This window comes from Vibrio sp. 1401 (genome assembly GCF_033340295.1).
Genome location: NZ_JAWOWF010000052.1, coordinates 15440 through 33592, shown reverse-complemented (window position 1 = coordinate 33592; position 18153 = coordinate 15440). Strand labels below are relative to the sequence as shown.

Sequence of the window (18153 nt, the reverse complement as noted above, 5' to 3'; positions counted from 1 at the left end):
GCTACGATGATTAACTGATGTAACCGATCAGATCGTAACTTCCTGATTTAGTTCCATCGAATTACGCAACAAAGCCATCTAACGCCGCAGAAACACGGCGTTTGATTTCGTTTTCAGAAATCGATTCGATACGCATTGGCAGAGCGACATTGTCGTACACACTGCGATCCATCAATAGGCGATGATCTTGAAAAACAATCCCAATATTGCGGCGCAAAAAAGGGATGTCTTTGCCTGGAATACGCGTGATGTCGTGGCCATTAAAATGGATTTTGCCATCGGTTGGTCGCTCTATCGCGCAGATCAATTTCAGCAAGGTACTTTTACCAGCCCCGGAATGTCCGCCTAAAAACGCCATTTCACCGCGCCTCAGGTGAAAATCGACTTTTTGCAGTGCTTGTCGACCACCTCGGTAAGCTTTGCTTACTTGCTGAAATTTGATCACCGTTGATTTCCTCTAACTCTTTTTATTCTTCACGACTAAACAGTGCGTCAATAAACTCTTGAGTTTCAAATGGACGCAAGTCTTCGATACCTTCACCCACACCAATGTAACGAATTGGAATACCGAACTGATCAGCGATAGCGAAAATTACGCCGCCCTTGGCTGTACCATCCAGCTTAGTCAAAGTAATCCCGGTTAGAGGGGCAACATCACTGAAAAGTTTCGCTTGGCTAATGGCATTTTGTCCTGTACCTGCATCAAGCGTTAGCATGATCTCATGTGGTGCAGAGTCATCAATTTTCTTCATCACACGTACAATCTTACGCAGCTCTTCCATTAGGTTCGCTTTGTTCTGTAGACGACCTGCTGTATCAGCAATCACCACATCCACACCACGTGCTTTTGCCGCTTCAATCGCATCATAGATAACAGAGGCACTGTCTGCGCCAGTATGTTGAGCAATCACAGGAACATTATTACGTTCACCCCACACTTGTAACTGCTCAACCGCTGCGGCACGGAAAGTATCGCCCGCTGCAAGCATCACTTTTTTGCCTTGAGTTTGGAACTGCTTCGCTAGCTTACCGATGGTCGTGGTTTTACCCACGCCATTTACACCCACCATCAAGATGACGTAAGGCGTTTTGTTGCTATCGATTTCTAGTGGCTGTTCGACTTTAGAAAGAATCTCAGCCATTTCTTCTTTCAACAAACCATAAAGGGCTTCGCCGTCTTTCAGATCGCCACGTGTGGCTTTTTCTGTCAGGTTGTTGATAATTTTTGTTGTGGTATTCATGCCCACATCAGCAATAAGAAGTTGCTCTTCTAGCTCTTCAAATAAGTCCTCATCGATTTTCTTACCGCTGAACAGACCGAAGAAGCCAGCACCAATATTTGCTTTTGTTCGGCTTAGGCTGCGTTTAAGACGAGCAAAAAAGCTTTCTGTTGGCTTTTCTTGTTCTTGAACACGAGGCGCGGCCGATACGACTTCTGGCTCTTCTGCTTCTGCTTCTGCTTCTGCTTCTGCTGGGGCAGCCTCTGATTGTTTCGCTTCTTCTTCAAGTTCTGGCGTTGCTTCCGCTTGCTCAGCAACCGCTTCGGTTTGCTGCTCTTCAGAAGGCGCTTCCACTGCTTCTTCTTTTACTGTTTCTTCAGTTTTTGGTTTTGGGCTTTGTTCTTCGTCACCAAAACCTAGCCACGAAAGTAATCCGCGCTTCTTTTTTTCCGTCATCTGGGGCTATCCTAGATTGTTCTTTTATCTATTAATGACTCTTTTTTGACAAGATTATTATCTGTCTAAAAAAGGCTAATGACAAAGTTCTGAAAACTTTCCGATTAGGTAATTCTAATCTTATTAGTGTTACACTCTGTCATCTTGAATATTCTGGGCTGTATCCAAGCTCCAAGCTCATTGCTTGGGCGATTAGATATAGTATCACTTTATTAGCGGTCAAAAAATCTATGGTAAGACGTCGCCAGCAAAACTCATCACAAAAAAAGCCAACAACGGGCTTTGTTCGCATTATTAGTGGCTTATGGAGAGGCAGAAAACTTCCTGTACACGATGCTGAAGGCTTACGCCCCACGACAGATCGCGTCAAAGAAACGCTGTTTAACTGGTTAGCTCAAGATGTACCACAGGCAAAATGTCTCGACTTGTTTGCTGGCTCTGGCGGCTTGGGATTTGAGTCAGCTTCGCGCCAAGCAGAGCAAGTGACCATGGTTGAGCTAAACCCACAAGCTTTCCAACAATTACAAAAGAATGTTGCCTCTCTTAACGCGAACAACATCCAAGTGGTAAATACCGACGCACTGAGTTTTTTGAAGCAACCGGGTTCTGCTCACCATGTGGTGTTTATTGACCCACCGTTTCGCAAAGGCCTATTGGATGAGACCGTGGCTCTGCTAGAACAAAATGGCTGGCTCGCGGAAGATGCGATGATTTATATTGAAACAGAAAAAGAACTCAATATTGCCGACTTACCAGAAAACTGGCAATTACATCGAGAAAAAACAGCAGGCCAAGTGAGCTATCGTCTGTACGAACGTACCTCCGCATAACGCCTCGATTTAAAAGGACACTTAAATGAAAGCACTAATTATGCTGGCCAAAGCGGCTATCGCCTTTGTTTGGTTAGTATTAATCCTAAATATTTTTATGCCCTTTCCCGGCAATGCCGCGATTGCGCTATACATCATGACCGCTTTTTTGTTCATCATGCACGGTTTACAAATGGCCATCTTCATTGGTGCATTTGGCGACAAAATAAAAATGAGCAGTTGGGAAAAATATTCAATCCTGATTTTTGGTATTTTTGCCCTACTCGATATTCGTCGTAAACACATGATGTAATCGCTCAGATACGAAAAAGCCGCTCTTGTGAGCGGCTTTTTTTCTGCGTTTCGTTCGTCACCCAATGTAACTTTTTACACCATCCAAGAACATTTGAGTGGAGATCATCACCAGTAACAAGCCCATTAAGCGTTCTACCGCCTTCAAGCCACGTTCACCCAACAAGCGATTAAAGAAGCCATAAAACATCAGTATAAAAAATGTTGCGCCCCACGCAATTACGACTGATGCTGACATTTCCAACATTTTCTCTGGATGTTGCGAAGACAGTAAAAGCAAGGCTGCAATCACTGAAGGGCCCGCGATCATAGGAATGGCCATCGGAACAATAAAGGGCTCCTCGCCTGCTGCCAGTCCAGTGATGCTGCCAGCACTCGGGAAAATCATCTTAATCGCAATAATGAAGAGAATAATGCCACCTGAAATGCTGAGCGTTTCTGGCTGGACATGCAAAAAACTTAAGATGCTTTGTCCTGCAAACAGAAACAACATCAAAATCAGTAAGGCAAACAGTAGTTCACGAATCAATACCTTACGACGACGCTTGGGATCGATATGTTTGAGAATAGACAACACAATCGGCAAGTTACCGAGAGGGTCCATGATTAGAAACAGCATGGTCGCTGCAGAAAGAATGTCCATATTCTGGCCTCACCTAAAAAATGGCGGCCAGTGTATAGCAAACTGACAACATGAGTATATGACTGAGGGCGAAAACACCATATTCACCCTCGATCTTAGCCGCCGTTTAGTGATTGCAAACTCGCGCCATATTGACCACAAACTTACCTTCAAGCTCACGAATTTTGTCGCGCTTGAGCAAAAATGCTAGTAATGCATCTAAGTCTAGATCATTCAGTTTACAGGTGTGAAAGCGAACGCTAGCACCAAAGTGCTGTGTGAGGGCTTCGCGATCCATTGGTGTTTCTCTAAGTAGGTTTAGCAGCTCGTGAGCATGGATTTCACTCATTATTGACTCCAGTTATTAAGAACAATGCGTTCAGTTTACTGAAATCCTCAAGAGCTGCTTTGACTTAAATTAGTAAATGATTGAGGCAACAATGAGGGCATGAGCAAAAAAGTAACTGCCACTCACCCACAAATAGGCGTGTTTCATCGGTTTTCGATAACCGTGTATCGCGTATGCCAGCGCCGAATAGATCAGAACTAAGGTTCCGCTAAAACCGATAGCATTGGCGTAACTCGGCACTTGTAACCAAACTTCACCGGCTGCCCAAGCAAGTTGAACCAGCATCATCCCCATGATCACAACAGGGAATACCAGAGAGTCGAGTTGAGGTAGCAACAAAAAGAACGCCACGATACTCGCTGCAAGCAGCAGGGCCAACAGCCACCAGACAATCTCACCATTAAGCTGCACCCAAAATGACTTGCTGTAGCATACCTGGGCAACCAGATAAGCCGTAAAATAGATTAGCTTACGAGTTTTAAACGAGTGCAGCGTATCTGCCACCATAGACACAATAAGCCCACCCGCAATCCAGTAGGTATATGTTGCGGATGCACCTTGAGTTAACACCAACACAAGAAGAAGTAGCAGAGTAAAGATTTTAAACACGAGGGATTGTGTCGGGTTAGCTTGCTTTGCTCCCAACACGGAATACACACCTGATAGCCCTATCGCCAGCCAACTCCACATGCAGTATACACCTTTTACTTAAACTCGCCGCTAGTCTAGGTAGACCAGTTTTGATGTAAAGACACAATCTACGAAAGTTGGATCTCGCTAGCGATTCGAAACATTTTGTAACCCTCAGCCTACGTAATAATAAAGCCGATGAGCCTGAATGATGCCACTAAACATTGGGGCCAAGCTTTGCTCATCAGCCGAACCCATCAAATCACACGACACAATAACCAGCGCTTTCTAAAACTATTTAACTGAAAAACAGATAAGTGCTCCAGGTAAGCCGCCATTTCACAAACTGACGATTAAACCACCAGGATGTATGTAATGCAGGCAACAAGAATAAATAACAGACACAAAATAGAAAATAGTCTAAGTAGCGTTCTAAGAGAGGAGGAACTACTGATGATTAGGGGTAAAAACTAAGAAAACTGACCTTAATTCAGTAAAAAAAACATCAGACAAGAAAAGTAAGTCAATGATAAATAAAATCATAATTTCAATAACAGATAAAAGTGCGGACTTCATAAACCATAAAATCACTAAACACTTTTGAAGCCCATATTTTCTCATAAGGTAAGAAAATCTCACTCCATGCTTTCGATTTGACGATGCAACCTCATAGCACATTTTTTAATTTTCTCAATTTTTGAGAAATACAGACAAAATAAAGACCCAACATACCATTCGAAGCAAAAAACAATTACAAAGCCAACACCACAAACCATTTAACATTATAAAATCAAACACTTAAAACCAAAAAGGATAAAAACAAAACAATGTGAACACTTTAAATACAGGACAAAAAACATAGTTTCATTAGTCAGAATCACGTAAAACCAGACAAGTTAAGTGTGGTTTTTGAAAAGATTAACGAGCATATGTTGATCAAACCCCAAAAACAGTGCTATATTAAATTCATCGAGTTCATCAAAGATTAAGGGGTAGTGTTATGATTTCATCTTCTCAAAAACAAGGGCTGGTTATGATTGCAGTGGTTGTGGGTTTAATGACACTGCCAATGATGTACTAACCCAATGATTTAAAATAAAAAAGGACGCAAATGCGTCCTTTTTTATTTATCTGTATTGCTCTACTGAATGTGCTTAGACAAAATATCCCAGTGCATATAGTAGAAACCAAGAGCGGCCAGCGTAATCAACGTCATTAGCAAAATTGCTGTACGCCAAATAAAGCGAGAGCTTCTTGGTGTCAGCTCTTTTTCACAAGCATCACATGCCGCCATAAAGCCTTTACGATCATCCAGCTTGTAATCGTCTTCGTGCACCACTTTATTACGCACTGTCGCGATGAATCGAAGCTTTGCTATCACGTCATGCGGTAAACGTTCTTCACAACTATTAATAAGTTGGTGCAACCCTTTCCCTTCTGCATGGTACTGAGTACGCAAAAGTTTTTCGATCGTTCGGGTACGCATGACTACTTTTTCAATATCTGACATCGTAACCCTCCTTACCAGACCCTTCCTATGTTCATTATTTTTATTCTTCTATAAATTTAGAGCTTTTTCGAGCCGTTAAGTGCAATTTTACTTTCAATTTGTGCCCTTGAGCTCATATAGCCAGACAAGTGAAAGCTGCTTAGTTCAGCTTTAGTGACGTAGCTTACAGATGAAGCAACAATTTCATCGCGTCCCCATTGAGATAAACCGTGAAGTGCGCCGAATAAAATTCATGTCCCTTTCATTAGATTATGAATAAGTTACCTCAACTCATCGTTTCGTCAGCGAGTTCTGTAGAATGGGACCCGATAAAACATTGGAGGTTAATATGCCAATCTCACTTATTTTCGCCCTATTCGCCCTTATTGCCTTGGGCGCGTGGGTGTTTTTCCGTTTTTATAGTAAGCACTATGTGGGCGAAGACGCTCCAGAGCAAAGCGCGCAGGTAACGGTTTTAGATAAACAAGCGATAGACATACCAAACGCACCACCAGGTCAAGACGATCAAGAGTATTGGATTTACGTTCAACGTGGTTCTATCGGTCCAAAGCGTGAATTCCAAATTGGAGTGCATTACTACCATGCACTCAACCCTGGAGATAAGGGAACACTGACCTATCGCGGCAACAAGTTCCTTCACTTCGCTATCAAACGTTAAGGCAGTAACCAACGAGTCTTGGCAGAAAGAGAAAAGAGATAGCTCATCGCCAAGGCTCCAGATCCACTTAGAACGATCCAGACTGGAATCACCCACGCAGGATGTCCTGTGTACCAACCGAACTCTTTCATCGGCCATAAGAAAATAGGGTGAAGTAAGTAAATCCCTAAGCTGTGCTGACTGATCACACTAACCACTTTTTGTACTTTTGGTGATAAGCCTTCACCGAAGTAACGCCCGATCATAAAAATCATCGAAGCCGCTAGAATCACATTCAGTGTTTTATAAGAGAGCCAGCGCCCAACCGTATACTTCTCCGCCTCTAAGCTATTTGTCACAACCATCGTAAAGGTCACTGCCAACGCCACGAGTCCTAGCCCAACAAATAAGGTCACCATAGAGCGATTCGAAGGTACCTTTTGAAATAAAACATACCCCAGTGGAAGGTAACCCATATAAAGCCACATCTGATTACTCCAAGGGCCATCAATCTTGAACAAGAACAGTGTGCTGGTGAAAAGCCAAAATGCGAGATAGGTATACAAGACGTTGTCATCCACGTTGCGTACCATCCATTGAAACAGCGGAATCACAAAATACAGTGGTATAAAGTAATAGAAAAAGCCGAGATGGTAATACGTTGCGTGGAATGGGCTATTGCTTAATACCTCTTTTACGGTTTCAAAATCAAAGCCTTGAGAAGTCCAGCCTGAAAGGTATGCATAAAACATCGACCAAATAAGAAATGGAACTAAAACTTTGCCCAAACGCCTTTTGATATAATACTTACCGTCAAATGGTCGAGTGTCACTGAGCATTAGCGCTCCGGTGATCAAAATAAAAACTGGCACTGCCCAGCGGGTTACGCTATTCACGCCTACCGCTGTCAGCCATTGGTCAAATGGAATCACTCCTAACTCATTTCGATACGGTGCCAAGACGTGAATGGCGATCACTGCTACCGCTGCGAAGCAGCGCAATAAATCAAAAAACAGAACCCTTTCTCTCATACCTTTCCCTACTTTGAGTCGCTTATCGTTTATAGCATAGGGTAAATCTCAACCAGTGAAATGGTTAACAATCTGTTTTTGCTTATTTTTAACTCAACAATGACCTACAACGGGGATTTCATCACCACTCTAATCACTTAACGAGAACCAAAAACCAAGCATCAGTATTCACTCTCCATGCCAAACCGACACAATCTGATTACACCAAACGGCGCATAAGAAACAAAAATGGCTCCGATTTGGAGCCATTTATACCATCTACAGATAGAGATACTGGGGATAGTTACGCAGTAGCAACATCAGCTTTTGGCAACTTAATTGAAATCAGCGTCGTCAGTGCCAAGAAAGCAAAAGAAACCCATAAGCACGCCGCAAGACCAGCCTCTTGGTAGATCCAACCCGATAATACCGTGCCAATCAAACGTCCCATCGCATTGGCCATGTAATAAAAACCGACATCCAACGAGACGCCATCGCCTTTAGCGTAGCTCACTATCAAGTACGAGTGCAGCGAAGAGTTAATGGCAAACACAGCGCCAAAAATCATCAAACCTACCACAATCACCAATTCAGGCTGCCAACCGATTTGCACACCATAAGCAATACCAGCCGTAATTAACGCTAGGACTCCTGCCCACACCAATGCTGCACTACCATCAGGCACACGACCTTGCGCTTTGCCAGTAATACGCGGCGCAATGCCTTGCACAAACCCATAAGCAATGACCCACGCAGCGAGAAAGCTACCAACCCACAAGTGATCCCAGCCAAACACGCTACCAAGATAAATAGGCAGAGCAACGACAAACCACACATCACGAGCACCGAATAAGAACATGCGAGCTGCGGATAAAATGTTTATCGATTCAGACTTGGAGAATATTTGGCGAAACTTAGGTTTACTCTTTGCTTTACCCATGTCCGCTTCTAGCCAGATCATGCTGCAAACAAACACTAATGTAAGTACACCCGCCATAATAAACATCGAGTTTTGAAAACCCACCCAAGACAGCAGCAAGCCGCCAACAAAAAAGCCCGCTCCTTTGAGTGCATTCTTCGAGCCAGTCAAAATCGCTACCCATTTGTAGAGCGCACCTTGCTGTTCGTCTGGTACTAGCGTTTTAATCGCGCTCTTAGCACTCATTTTGTTCAGATCTTTGGCAATCCCCGACAGAGCTTGCGCTGCCATCACCCAAGGGATGGTCAGCCATGCATTTGGTACTGCGAGCATCAGCAACGCAAACACTTGCATCGCTAAACCAATGTTCATGGTTTTATTTAGGCCTAACCTTGCGCCCAACCAACCACCAACCAGGTTTGTCACCACACCAAAAAATTCATAGAAAAGAAACAGTGAGGCAATAGCTAACGTGGAATAACCTAAGTCATGAAAATAGAGCACCACCAGCATACGCAGTGCGCCATCGGTCACCGTAAAGTTCCAATAGTTAAACGTCACTAACATGTACTGACGAATACTTTTGCTTAATTGAGAAATCATATTGACCTCATATGTACAGCGATAGAAGCATTTAGATCATCATGTTCTAAATACTTCCTAACCTGTACAGCAACATTGACCAATACAATGTTGCTGTGATTTTCAAAAAATGCCCCAACATCAATAAAAAGCAAAATACACCTTAAAAACAATGCATTAGTTAATATTAATGGCTTTTCTTGTAAACAGTCGTATCCTGAAGAAGCTCGAATTTAGCTTTTGGATCATAATGAACCAAAAGCTATTTAAGCTGATCAAGCGTCTTGAGCCACGCGTTCGATGTACTCAACTTGCACAGGTTTTGTAAATGCACCAGGGCGCAATGCCTGCACTTCTCGCACGATATCTTCTAACTGCCATTCCTTTTCTAGGAGTAGGTGAGCAGCGAACAAACCTGTGCGCCCCGAACCACCCATGCAATGCATCGCAACTTTGCCACCTTGAGCAAGAATCGCGTGCAGTTCCGGACTGGCTTGTTGCCACTTCGTCGCAAATTCTTCATTTGGTGCGCAGTCGTCTTCAATCTCGATCTGGAACCATTTCATACCCAGTTGCTGAGTGGCTTCACCCAATGCAGAGACATTCTTCGCAGCTAATTCACTATCATCTAATGCAGTAACGACCGCTTGAACACCCTGCTCTTTCAACTGTTCTAACGACGCATGCAAATCGACACCTTTCGTTCCTGGGCACGGTGTTAAGATTAAAGCACCGGAGTCCAAATCTAATTGCCATGTAGGATGAGACATTGTGACCCCCTTTTAAGCCAAACCAACGTTACGAACCAGCTCTGCTGTGCGCGTTGCATAACCCATTTCGTTATCGTACCAAGCGTAAATCTTAACCATACGAGAACCCACAACCATGGTTGATTGCGCATCAACGATGGTTGAACGTTGGTCGCCTTTATAATCGATAGAAACTAAAGGACGCTCTTCGAAGCCAAGGATGCCTTTCAAATCACCTTCAGATGCTTCTTTTAACAGTGCATTCACTTCTTCTGCTGTGGTATCACGCTTCACATCAAAAATGATGTCTGTTAACGATGCGTTTGCTAGAGGTACGCGAACCGCATGACCATTAATTTTGTCTTTTAATTCTGGGAAAATTTCGACAATCGCCTTCGCGCTACCCGTCGTAGTCGGGATAAGGCTCATGCCGCATGCTCTTGCACGGCGTAGATCTTTGTGTGGCGCATCCAAAATAGTTTGCGTATTCGTCAGGTCGTGAATGGTCGTAAAAGAAGATTGTTCGATACCCAATTTCTCATGAATGACTTTAACCACAGGTGCGATACAGTTAGTCGTACACGAAGCTGCTGTCACGATACGATGTTTTTCAGGGTCGAAAATATGGTCGTTCACGCCCACCACAATGTTCGCGATACCTTCTTCTTTCACAGGTGCGCTTACCACGACACGTTTCACGCCTTGCTCTAGGTATTTGTTTAGGAATGATGTTTTGCGATGTACGCCTGTCGCTTCAATCACAACATCACAATCAGACCAGTTCACCGCATCGATATCGCGTTGTTGAGTCGTGGCGACACGCTTGCCGTTGATGACGAGCTCACTGCCTTCGACCTGAACTCCATGATGCCAACGACCTTGCACTGAATCGAATTCTAATAAGTGACCAAGCGTAGCGGCGTCACCTGCGACATCGTTGATTAACACAAACTCCAATTCTGGCCAATCAAATGCCGCTCGCAGCGCTAAGCGACCAATTCGGCCAAAGCCATTAATTCCTACTTTAATTGTCATAGTTTTACCCTCTAATCTTCTACCTTGAATCTCTATTCGCTGTTAACAGCAAGCCTCACGACTTTTATCGTGTAAGCGTGTGATGTCGTCTTGGTATTCCTGCTTCAAACAGTTTGATGCCACTAAGTCTTCAATTAACTTTCGCATCCAACCTGGTAATTGCTGTGATAACTCGTAATACACCCATTGCCCTTGGCGTTTATCCACCAAGATGCCACTGGATCGTAACTGAGCAAGATGACGAGAAACTTTCGGCTGGCTCTCTTGTAGAGCAAACGCCAAATCGCCAACGCAAGTTTCACCTTCACGGGCCACGAGCATTAAACAACGTACGCGTGTTTCATCGGATAACAGCTTAAAAAACTGATGTGGAAGCATAATGAACATACCTATATATGGATATGCGTATATATTTATTTAATTAAGATATATCGTCAAGAGGAAACCGTCCATCGTCATAAAAGTTTCACATCTAACGAACAGCTTGATTGTAAAGAGAGAGATTCAAAGAGATAAAAGATAAGACAAGAAATTATGCAGTCGCGATGCTTTGACTCCAGCGAACCGCTTCACCTAAGGAGAGCTTCACTTCCTCTAAAGGCAACCCCAATTGCATCGTGATTTTTTCAACCCCTGACCAATCGGCACGCTCGTAGCACTCTTCAAGGGAAATAAGTGCGCCATAAACCCCTTTGCGATGTAATAGCGCTTGTTGTACTGAATGACTAAGCGGTAACTGCCTAACTAAAGATTCCACCGAAAGATCCAGCAACGCATCTAGAATCGACAGCAAACCAACCATGAAACCTTGTTCGTTGAGATGAGAGAATGGCTGATAGCGCGACATCAATTGGCAAAATTGAGCTCGTTGCAATGAAAGGTGATACAGCTCTCGAGGCTTGTTACTGGAGATATACGATGCCACAACCAAAGAGACAAACTGCTTAAGGTTATCCTGGCCAAGATAAATCAATGCCTGACGAAAAGAGCTGATTTCGACAGCCAAATTCGGCGCTTGCGTATTTACAAAACGCAATAATTTATACGAAAGCGCGACATCTTGCGTAATGATGGACTCGATACGAGTAAAGTCAGGCTCAGGAGCACAAACTTCACGAAACAGTTGCAATGCCAACACTTGCTCAGGACTGACGTATTTAGTCTGCGAGACGAGTGGCTTGCTAAAAAAATAACCTTGGAAAAATTTAAAGCCAGCCGCTTTCGCTTGCTCAAACTCTTCTGCGGTTTCAACACGTTCTGCTAAAAAGTGGTATTTGACGCGTTTGGCAAGGTGTGTTTTGACCAGTTCACAGGCCTTTTCAAGCCCCATCGCCATAATGTCGAGCTTCACAATATGCACATATGGCAAAAAACGGCGCCATTCTGGTGTTAGGGTGAAGTCATCCAAAGCGATCAAGTAACCTTCTCGATAAAACTCACGAATCGCATCAAGAAGCTCATCCGTAGGTTGGCACGTTTCCAACACTTCGATGACAATTTTGTTTTTCGGCAAACTGCGCGGCAAACGTCGCACCAAGCTTTGATGAGGAAAGTTAATAAAGCATCTAGAAGAGGCAATCACTGGGTTAGTACCCAGCGATAGGAAGTTTTCGACAATCAGTCGGTATGTCGCTCGATTTGAATCAATATGTGAAGGGTATGCATTACTCTCCCCGTCTCGAAACAACAATTCATAACCCAGCGTCTGTCTTTTTCGGTTAAAGATCGGCTGGCGAGCGACATACGTTGTATTCATGCTAAAGAAGGACCTATAAATGGCTTATGACTTTGCAGCTGCTAATAATGCACCACAACCCATGAACATTGAACCGAATACTTTGTTTATTTTTCCCATGATTTTATCGGAGCGAATAAAGCGTCCCATTTGTGCTGCCAAGCTCGTGTAACCCAACATTACACACGCATCAATCACGACCGTAGTGACGCCAAGCACCAACAGTTGCGTGATTTGGTCTTTTGCCGGGTCAATAAACTGCGGGAACAACGCCACCAGAAAAACAATCGATTTAGGGTTGGTGAGGTTAATTAACACTGCCTTGTACAACAGCGCCGTGCCTGACATCTCGTTGTGGTTTTCAGCTGCGACTAAGCTTGATGTATCGCGCCATTTCTGAATCCCCAACCAAACCAGATAAGCGGCACCAACCCATTTAATGACAGAAAATGCGGTTGCTGACTGCGCGACAAGCGCACCAATACCCGCCCCCACCAGCGCGATGTGGATAACTAAACCAATTTGTAAGCCAATAATGGCACCCAGTGATTTACGGGTACCGTAACTCAAACCATTACTGATTGAGTTCACCGTGCCAGAGCCCGGAGCCAAACTAAAAACGATTGCTGTTACTACATAAGCTAACCAGACATGGGTATCCATTGCATTTCCTCACTAATTCTTCGATGATACATCGCGTAAACAACGTATCTTCAGGTAATCAACTAATGGCGACTAACCATTCACCTTTGACTTATACTCAAGAGACATTATTTGAGCAAGCAATTGGTGGTCCGATCGCAGCACTTTGGCAAACTCGCCAAGAGGGCTTTGTTAAAGGGACTGAGAAAAAGAACATTTACTGGTGCAAGCTAACCAACCCAGAGCATAAAAAAGCCGTGCTCATCGTAAATGGACGCATTGAGTCTTCCTGGAAATACCAAGAGCTGTTTTACGATCTCTACCGCCAAGGTTTCGATGTCTATTCCTTTGACCACCGCGGTCAAGGTTTATCAGATCGTTTATTATCTGACTCAGATATGGGTCACGTCTATGACTTTACTGATTATATTGATGATATGGACATCGTCGTAAAAAAACACGACCTTAGCGAATATCAACAATGCTTCATCATCGCGCACTCTATGGGCGGCGCGATCGCCACACGTTACCTGCAAACTCACCCAGAACACCCTTTTACTGGTTTGATTCTAAGTGCGCCCATGTTTGGCATTAACCTGCCATGGTACCTATCACCAATAGCGATTCCGGTCACACAAATTATGTCAGCGGTATCGACTTTGCCACGCTATGCACCAGGACATCAGGCCTACTTCCCTAAGCCCTTTGAAGATAACCCACTTAGCCAAAGTTACGGCCGCTACCAATGGTTCCGAAACCTATATACGGAAAAACCGGAACTGCAAGTCGGTGGGCCAAGCACTCGCTGGGTTTGGCAAGGGCTCATGGCCGCTAAGCAGTGCTTTTTATTAACTCGCCAAGTCAAAATACCAGTCATCCTAATCCAAGCCGGAAACGATCGGATTGTTAGCAATCTCGCGCAAAAGCGTTTTATTGATAAATTGCGGAAAACCAACCCGCACGCGGAGCTGCTTTCTATCGAAGGCGCACAGCATGAAATCTTGTTCGAGACCGACAAGTATCGTAATCAAGCTCTCGATGCGATTTTCCGCTTTATGAATGACCCTAAATCGCCATCAAACGAACAAGCACAATAAGAACTCTAGGCGACCATTTCACGACTAAGATTAAAGAGGAAATGTCTACACATCGATTTACCCTCTTTTTCATCCTCATTTTGGCGTACACTGCTTGAACTTGGCTACTTTGACACAGTGTTTAACCGCATAGTGCTACGGGCCCAAGTTCCCCCGCATTCGGAGCAGTACGATCTAGTCAGTCTGCTGTACTCCGTTTGCAATTCACCTGTTCCACACTATCCAAACCGTTTACGAGGACTTCATGAGCACATCGCTACCTTGCAAAGAGATCACCAAAATCGTTGCCTCTGATCTGGATGGCACGTTACTCGCACCTAACCATCAGCTCAGTGCTTACTCAAAAGAGACGCTAAAAGCGCTGCATGAAAAGGGTTATACCTTTGTCTTTGCAACCGGCCGTCACCACGTAGACGTTGCGAGCATCCGTCGCCAAGTTGGCATTCCAGCTTATATGATCACGTCGAATGGTGCCCGAGTGCATGACCAGGAAGATCAGCTAATGTACAGCGAGAATGTCCCTGCGGAACTGGTACAAGGCGTGATCGACACGATCAAACATGATCAAGAAATACTTATTCACATGTATCAAAATGATAGCTGGTTGATGAACAAGGATGATGAAACGTTACGTGACTTCCACGATGAATTCACTTACGTCTTATTTGATGAAGACCACGCCCCAACTGACGGTATTGCGAAAGTTTTCTTCACGCATCCAGGAGAAGACCACGAACGTTTGGTCGTATTTGAAAACAAACTACGTGAGCAGTTTGGTGATAAGCTGAACATCGCATTTTCAACGCCTTGGTGTTTGGAAGTAATGAGCGCTGGCGTGTCTAAAGGTCATGCTCTTGAAGCGGTAGCGAAAAAACTCGACCTCACGTTAGAAAACTGCGTAGCATTTGGTGATGGCATGAATGACGTAGAAATGCTGTCGATGGCAGGTAAAGGGCTAGTTATGGGTACATCACACGAAAAAGTGATGAAAGCTCTACCAAATAATGAAGTAATTGGCAGCAATGCAGAAGATGCGGTTGCACACTACCTACAAGAACACTTGCTGTAAGCTTCAATACTCCAAATAATGAAGGGCTGCACATTCGCAGCCCTTCTCTTTTATCGCTGACTTGGCAGCTTCTCTTTGCCAAGAATCGCGTCCCATTCTTCTTCTGTCACGGGCATAATCGACAAGCGATTTCCACGTTTCACCAACGGCATGTTCTCAAGTTCTGGCATCGCTTTCATCACCGACAACGGAATCACTCGCGCCGTTTTACGTACAAACTCGACATCCACCATAATCCAACGCGGGTTGTCTGGGTCTGACTTTGGATCGTAATAATCGCTTTCGGGATCGAATTGGAAATGATCGGGATAGGCTTCTCTCACAACTTTAGCAATACCTGCCACGCCAACATGTTTACAAGAAGAGTGGTAAATCAGGACTAAATCGCCCACCTTCACTTGGTCACGCATCATATTGCGCGCCTGATAATTACGAACTCCCTCCCAACATGAAACCTTTTGGGTTCGAAGCGTGTCAATAGAAAAGGTATCTGGTTCAGTTTTAAATAACCAATATGCCATAATGCCATCCGATGCCGATTGAGTAACAATAATGAGGAAGATATAACATGAAGGCTTTGAAAAACCCAGTGGCGCTTGCCACCCTGCTGGTTCTGCAAGCATGTAGTTCACAGCCGCCACAATCTGGTGCTGCTGACCCAACCTCTCCACCAGCAACCTTAGATAAGCCTGAAACCATTCAACCTCAAACTTTTATGCTGCGCGGAAAAGTGATCGTCGGTCACGAGAGCCAATACATCATGCCTTGTGGCAGCGACAAGCAATATTGGTTGCAACTATCACCACAGCAAATGCAACGAGCAATTCAGTTAAATAACGAGCCTTACCAGACTATGTATGGCGAGGTTATCGGCCACCTCAACCCACCGGGCATCGATGGGTTTTCTGCTGATTTCGATGCTAACTTTGTCGTGGAACAAGTGAACTTCCTCACAACGGAAAACCCAAACCGTTGTCAGCAACCAAACAAACCAACTCGCGTGTTTGGTAATGAGCCTTCTTGGTCGGCAAGCTTTGAGGCTAATGGACTAACATTCCAGCAAATCGGCAAACAAACCACAAAATTAGCGATTAACAGCAGTCAGCTTCAACCTCGCCAGCGCACTTATCAACTGCAAGGTGGTGAGCTTCGCTTAACAGAAAACCTCTGCTCAGACACAATGAGCGATTCTTTGTATGGCTGGAAAGCAACACTAAAACATGATGGCGAGACGTATCAAGGTTGTGGTATGACTGCAAACGTCGATGCAACGCTTGGCTGGGCTAATACCTATGTCGCGACCTCAACCCAATCACAAGGCTTTGAAGTACAAATGACCTTAAACCCAGACCACAGCGCCACAACAAAATACCGTTACGCCAATGGACAAGCACCATTAATCGAGCGTGGTTACTGGCAACAGTTAAGTCCGTCTCAGGTTCAAGTTGTCATGACGCATCATCAACAGCAAAGGCTAATGTCAGAGCGACTGTTTACTCGAGAAGGCAATCAGCTCAAAGCGACCAAAGAAAAAGTCGGTAACTTGGTATACCCAATCGCCGATGGTGGTTTAGTCCTTTATCCTGCCACCGTTCGTGATGAAGGCATCATGCAACCAGCCGAAAAACGCACCAACAACCCCATCGGTAGTGCTGACGTCCCTTCTAGTGCAGAGTTTGATTCAAAAGTAGATGCCGCGGTGCGCAACTACTTCTTTATCCATCAAACCACCCCCAACAATAACCAATACCGTTGGCTAACTTACGACCTCAACAGCGATGGTAACGAAGAGCTATTGGTACAGTTGGATTGGTGTGGTTCCGGTGGCTGTACATTGCTGATATTTGAACATCACGAAAAGGAATGGCGATTTAATAGCCGCATTACACTAGTGCAAAGCCCGATTATGCTCGGCCAACAAACCTCTCATGGTTGGCGAGATCTGATTTTTAATGTCAGCGGTGGCGGAGCTAAAGCGGCTCAACACGTGATGCAATACACTGGGGTTAGCTACCCACTCAACCCAAGCATGGCGCCAACGGCAACGCCGAACCAAGTCAGTGGTGTGCGTCTGTTCTCTGATGGGATAAGCCCGGTGCGCGAAGGAGTTCGTCTGTAATGTCACAACCGTGTCCAACCTGCGGTTTTCAATTCAATTGTATGTGCTCGCTAATGCCGAAACTTAACAGTGAGCACAACATCCTGCTGTTAATGCATCCGAATGAACTGAAGCGTGATACTAATACCGGCCAGCTACTAGAGCAGTGCCAACTCAACATTGAGCGAGTAATCTGGGATCGCAAACAGCCACCAGCAGAATTGCTCACTCTATTAGCTGATCCGTCGCGGTATCCGGTGTTGCTCTTCCCCTGTGAAGAAAGTATCACACTCGAACATGTGGTACTCCAAAGCCAGCAACAAACCAAAACTCCGCTGTTTATTATTTTAGATGCCACCTGGCAAGAGGCGCGCAAGATGATCAATAAGAGCCGTTGGTTAGAAGGTATCCCTACTATGGGATTGTCTGCGTCGGCGGACTCACAATATCAGCTGCGACGCAACCAACAACAAGGTAATTTGTGTACGTTTGAAGTCGCTGCACATTTGCTCGGGCAACTTGGAGAACAAAACAACCAACAACAAATGCAGCGCTTTTTTGCCCATTACCTCGCTCTGTTCCAAGCTGAAAAGAGTGGACACGCTCTTAAGCGTTAACCATTAAGCTCAGTAGAAGAACCAAACAAAAAACGCAGCCTACGCTGCGTTTTTT

The 18153-nt window shown here is 44.6% G+C and carries 20 protein-coding genes and 1 pseudogene; 7 read left to right on the top strand and 14 right to left on the bottom strand.

Annotated features, from left to right (window positions below):
- Positions 1–76 precede the first annotated feature (76 nt).
- A pseudogene (locus R7Z77_RS20515) lies at positions 77–445 on the bottom strand (cell division ATP-binding protein FtsE); the annotation flags it as partial.
- 22 nt (positions 446–467) lie between these two features.
- The gene (gene ftsY, locus R7Z77_RS20510) at positions 468–1676 is read right to left on the bottom strand and encodes a signal recognition particle-docking protein FtsY (RefSeq protein ID WP_053350808.1); all 1209 of its coding nucleotides are present in this window, start codon (positions 1674–1676) and stop codon (positions 468–470) included.
- 230 nt (positions 1677–1906) lie between these two features.
- Here ftsY and rsmD point away from each other — a divergent pair, with 230 nt between their 5' ends.
- Both rsmD and R7Z77_RS20500 read left to right on the top strand, forming a co-directional pair.
- Positions 1907–2506: a 16S rRNA (guanine(966)-N(2))-methyltransferase RsmD gene (gene rsmD, locus R7Z77_RS20505; RefSeq protein ID WP_005378702.1), complete on the top strand. Its 600-nt coding sequence runs from the start codon at positions 1907–1909 to the stop codon at positions 2504–2506.
- Positions 2507–2531: 25 nt separating this feature from the next.
- Complete coding sequence (locus R7Z77_RS20500) at positions 2532–2798, top strand: DUF1145 domain-containing protein (RefSeq protein ID WP_005378704.1); 267 nt, start codon at positions 2532–2534, stop codon at positions 2796–2798.
- 57 nt (positions 2799–2855) lie between these two features.
- Here R7Z77_RS20500 and R7Z77_RS20495 read toward each other — a convergent pair whose 3' ends face one another.
- The 4 genes from R7Z77_RS20495 to R7Z77_RS20480 all read right to left on the bottom strand — a co-directional run bounded on the left by R7Z77_RS20495 (position 2856) and on the right by R7Z77_RS20480 (position 5908).
- Positions 2856–3440 carry a YhgN family NAAT transporter gene (locus R7Z77_RS20495; RefSeq protein WP_005389671.1) on the bottom strand — a complete coding sequence of 195 codons (585 nt, stop codon included), beginning with the start codon at positions 3438–3440 and terminating at the stop codon, positions 2856–2858.
- 106 nt (positions 3441–3546) lie between these two features.
- Positions 3547–3768, bottom strand: coding sequence for a YecH family metal-binding protein (locus R7Z77_RS20490; protein ID WP_005378711.1), 222 nt, complete (start codon positions 3766–3768; stop codon positions 3547–3549).
- Positions 3769–3837: 69 nt separating this feature from the next.
- Entirely contained in the window at positions 3838–4458 is a 621-nt protein-coding gene (locus R7Z77_RS20485) for a lysoplasmalogenase (RefSeq protein WP_005389670.1), read from the bottom strand.
- A gap of 1081 nt (positions 4459–5539) precedes the next feature.
- Complete coding sequence (locus R7Z77_RS20480; RefSeq protein WP_005378717.1) at positions 5540–5908, bottom strand: hypothetical protein; 369 nt, start codon at positions 5906–5908, stop codon at positions 5540–5542.
- A 328-nt stretch (positions 5909–6236) separates the two neighbouring features.
- Here R7Z77_RS20480 and R7Z77_RS20475 point away from each other — a divergent pair, with 328 nt between their 5' ends.
- On the top strand, positions 6237–6566 hold the full coding sequence (locus tag R7Z77_RS20475; RefSeq protein WP_005378719.1) for a DUF2500 domain-containing protein: 330 nt from the start codon (positions 6237–6239) through the stop codon (positions 6564–6566).
- On the opposite strand, the gene R7Z77_RS20470 is transcribed toward R7Z77_RS20475, so the two are convergent.
- The 7 genes from R7Z77_RS20470 to rhtB all read right to left on the bottom strand — a co-directional run bounded on the left by R7Z77_RS20470 (position 6563) and on the right by rhtB (position 13238).
- Positions 6563–7576, bottom strand: a complete 1014-nt coding sequence (locus R7Z77_RS20470) for an acyltransferase (protein ID WP_064354407.1) — start codon at positions 7574–7576, stop codon at positions 6563–6565. The two genes, R7Z77_RS20475 and R7Z77_RS20470, sit on opposite strands and share 4 nt — an antisense overlap.
- 283 nt (positions 7577–7859) lie before the next feature.
- Positions 7860–9077: an organoarsenical effux MFS transporter ArsJ gene (gene arsJ, locus R7Z77_RS20465; RefSeq protein WP_054575539.1), complete on the bottom strand. Its 1218-nt coding sequence runs from the start codon at positions 9075–9077 to the stop codon at positions 7860–7862.
- A gap of 254 nt (positions 9078–9331) precedes the next feature.
- Positions 9332–9826 (bottom strand): cyclin-dependent kinase inhibitor 3 family protein, encoded by a 495-nt coding sequence (locus R7Z77_RS20460; RefSeq protein WP_005383629.1) that lies wholly within the window; start codon positions 9824–9826, stop codon positions 9332–9334.
- A gap of 12 nt (positions 9827–9838) precedes the next feature.
- Complete coding sequence (locus R7Z77_RS20455) at positions 9839–10840, bottom strand: ArsJ-associated glyceraldehyde-3-phosphate dehydrogenase (RefSeq protein WP_005383630.1); 1002 nt, start codon at positions 10838–10840, stop codon at positions 9839–9841.
- 42 nt (positions 10841–10882) lie between these two features.
- Entirely contained in the window at positions 10883–11218 is a 336-nt protein-coding gene (locus tag R7Z77_RS20450; protein WP_005378730.1) for a metalloregulator ArsR/SmtB family transcription factor, read from the bottom strand.
- A 154-nt stretch (positions 11219–11372) separates the two neighbouring features.
- Complete coding sequence (locus R7Z77_RS20445; RefSeq protein WP_053304474.1) at positions 11373–12596, bottom strand: EAL and HDOD domain-containing protein; 1224 nt, start codon at positions 12594–12596, stop codon at positions 11373–11375.
- Positions 12597–12620: 24 nt separating this feature from the next.
- Positions 12621–13238 carry a homoserine/homoserine lactone efflux protein gene (gene rhtB, locus R7Z77_RS20440; protein WP_005378732.1) on the bottom strand — a complete coding sequence of 206 codons (618 nt, stop codon included), beginning with the start codon at positions 13236–13238 and terminating at the stop codon, positions 12621–12623.
- 65 nt (positions 13239–13303) lie between these two features.
- Between rhtB and R7Z77_RS20435 the strand changes: the two genes are divergently transcribed.
- Both R7Z77_RS20435 and R7Z77_RS20430 read left to right on the top strand, forming a co-directional pair.
- Positions 13304–14314, top strand: coding sequence for an alpha/beta fold hydrolase (locus R7Z77_RS20435; protein WP_005378733.1), 1011 nt, complete (start codon positions 13304–13306; stop codon positions 14312–14314).
- A 244-nt stretch (positions 14315–14558) separates the two neighbouring features.
- On the top strand, positions 14559–15383 hold the full coding sequence (locus R7Z77_RS20430) for a Cof-type HAD-IIB family hydrolase (RefSeq protein WP_017636084.1): 825 nt from the start codon (positions 14559–14561) through the stop codon (positions 15381–15383).
- Positions 15384–15433: 50 nt separating this feature from the next.
- On the opposite strand, the gene R7Z77_RS20425 is transcribed toward R7Z77_RS20430, so the two are convergent.
- Positions 15434–15904 (bottom strand): EVE domain-containing protein, encoded by a 471-nt coding sequence (locus R7Z77_RS20425; RefSeq protein ID WP_005378735.1) that lies wholly within the window; start codon positions 15902–15904, stop codon positions 15434–15436.
- A 47-nt stretch (positions 15905–15951) separates the two neighbouring features.
- On the opposite strand from R7Z77_RS20425, the gene R7Z77_RS20420 reads away from it, so the two are divergent.
- Together R7Z77_RS20420 and R7Z77_RS20415 are read left to right on the top strand one after the other, a co-directional pair.
- Positions 15952–17502, top strand: coding sequence for a COG3650 family protein (locus R7Z77_RS20420; protein WP_033907271.1), 1551 nt, complete (start codon positions 15952–15954; stop codon positions 17500–17502).
- A complete protein-coding gene (locus R7Z77_RS20415; RefSeq protein WP_033907272.1) occupies positions 17502–18098 on the top strand; it encodes a tRNA-uridine aminocarboxypropyltransferase in 597 nt (198 codons plus the stop codon). The genes R7Z77_RS20420 and R7Z77_RS20415 overlap by 1 nt, the downstream gene beginning before the upstream one ends.
- The last annotated feature ends 55 nt before the right edge of the window (positions 18099–18153 follow it).

What these genes read in the sequence shown, in the direction of transcription:
- R7Z77_RS20470 (WP_064354407.1), bottom strand. Translation starts at nt 7,576, where the DNA reads ATGAGAGAAAGGGTTCTGTTTTTTGATTTATTGCGCTGCTTCGCAGCG.
- R7Z77_RS20475 (WP_005378719.1), top strand. Translation starts at nt 6,237, where the DNA reads ATGCCAATCTCACTTATTTTCGCCCTATTCGCCCTTATTGCCTTGGGC.
- R7Z77_RS20460 (WP_005383629.1), bottom strand. Translation starts at nt 9,826, where the DNA reads ATGTCTCATCCTACATGGCAATTAGATTTGGACTCCGGTGCTTTAATC.
- rhtB (WP_005378732.1), bottom strand. Translation starts at nt 13,238, where the DNA reads ATGGATACCCATGTCTGGTTAGCTTATGTAGTAACAGCAATCGTTTTT.
- R7Z77_RS20450 (WP_005378730.1), bottom strand. Translation starts at nt 11,218, where the DNA reads ATGCTTCCACATCAGTTTTTTAAGCTGTTATCCGATGAAACACGCGTA.
- R7Z77_RS20485 (WP_005389670.1), bottom strand. Translation starts at nt 4,458, where the DNA reads ATGTGGAGTTGGCTGGCGATAGGGCTATCAGGTGTGTATTCCGTGTTG.
- R7Z77_RS20455 (WP_005383630.1), bottom strand. Translation starts at nt 10,840, where the DNA reads ATGACAATTAAAGTAGGAATTAATGGCTTTGGCCGAATTGGTCGCTTA.
- R7Z77_RS20490 (WP_005378711.1), bottom strand. Translation starts at nt 3,768, where the DNA reads ATGAGTGAAATCCATGCTCACGAGCTGCTAAACCTACTTAGAGAAACA.
- R7Z77_RS20445 (WP_053304474.1), bottom strand. Translation starts at nt 12,596, where the DNA reads ATGAATACAACGTATGTCGCTCGCCAGCCGATCTTTAACCGAAAAAGA.
- R7Z77_RS20500 (WP_005378704.1), top strand. Translation starts at nt 2,532, where the DNA reads ATGAAAGCACTAATTATGCTGGCCAAAGCGGCTATCGCCTTTGTTTGG.
- R7Z77_RS20495 (WP_005389671.1), bottom strand. Translation starts at nt 3,440, where the DNA reads ATGGACATTCTTTCTGCAGCGACCATGCTGTTTCTAATCATGGACCCT.
- arsJ (WP_054575539.1), bottom strand. Translation starts at nt 9,077, where the DNA reads ATGATTTCTCAATTAAGCAAAAGTATTCGTCAGTACATGTTAGTGACG.
- rsmD (WP_005378702.1), top strand. Translation starts at nt 1,907, where the DNA reads ATGGTAAGACGTCGCCAGCAAAACTCATCACAAAAAAAGCCAACAACG.
- R7Z77_RS20480 (WP_005378717.1), bottom strand. Translation starts at nt 5,908, where the DNA reads ATGTCAGATATTGAAAAAGTAGTCATGCGTACCCGAACGATCGAAAAA.
- R7Z77_RS20435 (WP_005378733.1), top strand. Translation starts at nt 13,304, where the DNA reads ATGGCGACTAACCATTCACCTTTGACTTATACTCAAGAGACATTATTT.
- R7Z77_RS20425 (WP_005378735.1), bottom strand. Translation starts at nt 15,904, where the DNA reads ATGGCATATTGGTTATTTAAAACTGAACCAGATACCTTTTCTATTGAC.
- R7Z77_RS20430 (WP_017636084.1), top strand. Translation starts at nt 14,559, where the DNA reads ATGAGCACATCGCTACCTTGCAAAGAGATCACCAAAATCGTTGCCTCT.
- ftsY (WP_053350808.1), bottom strand. Translation starts at nt 1,676, where the DNA reads ATGACGGAAAAAAAGAAGCGCGGATTACTTTCGTGGCTAGGTTTTGGT.
- R7Z77_RS20415 (WP_033907272.1), top strand. Translation starts at nt 17,502, where the DNA reads ATGTCACAACCGTGTCCAACCTGCGGTTTTCAATTCAATTGTATGTGC.
- R7Z77_RS20420 (WP_033907271.1), top strand. Translation starts at nt 15,952, where the DNA reads ATGAAGGCTTTGAAAAACCCAGTGGCGCTTGCCACCCTGCTGGTTCTG.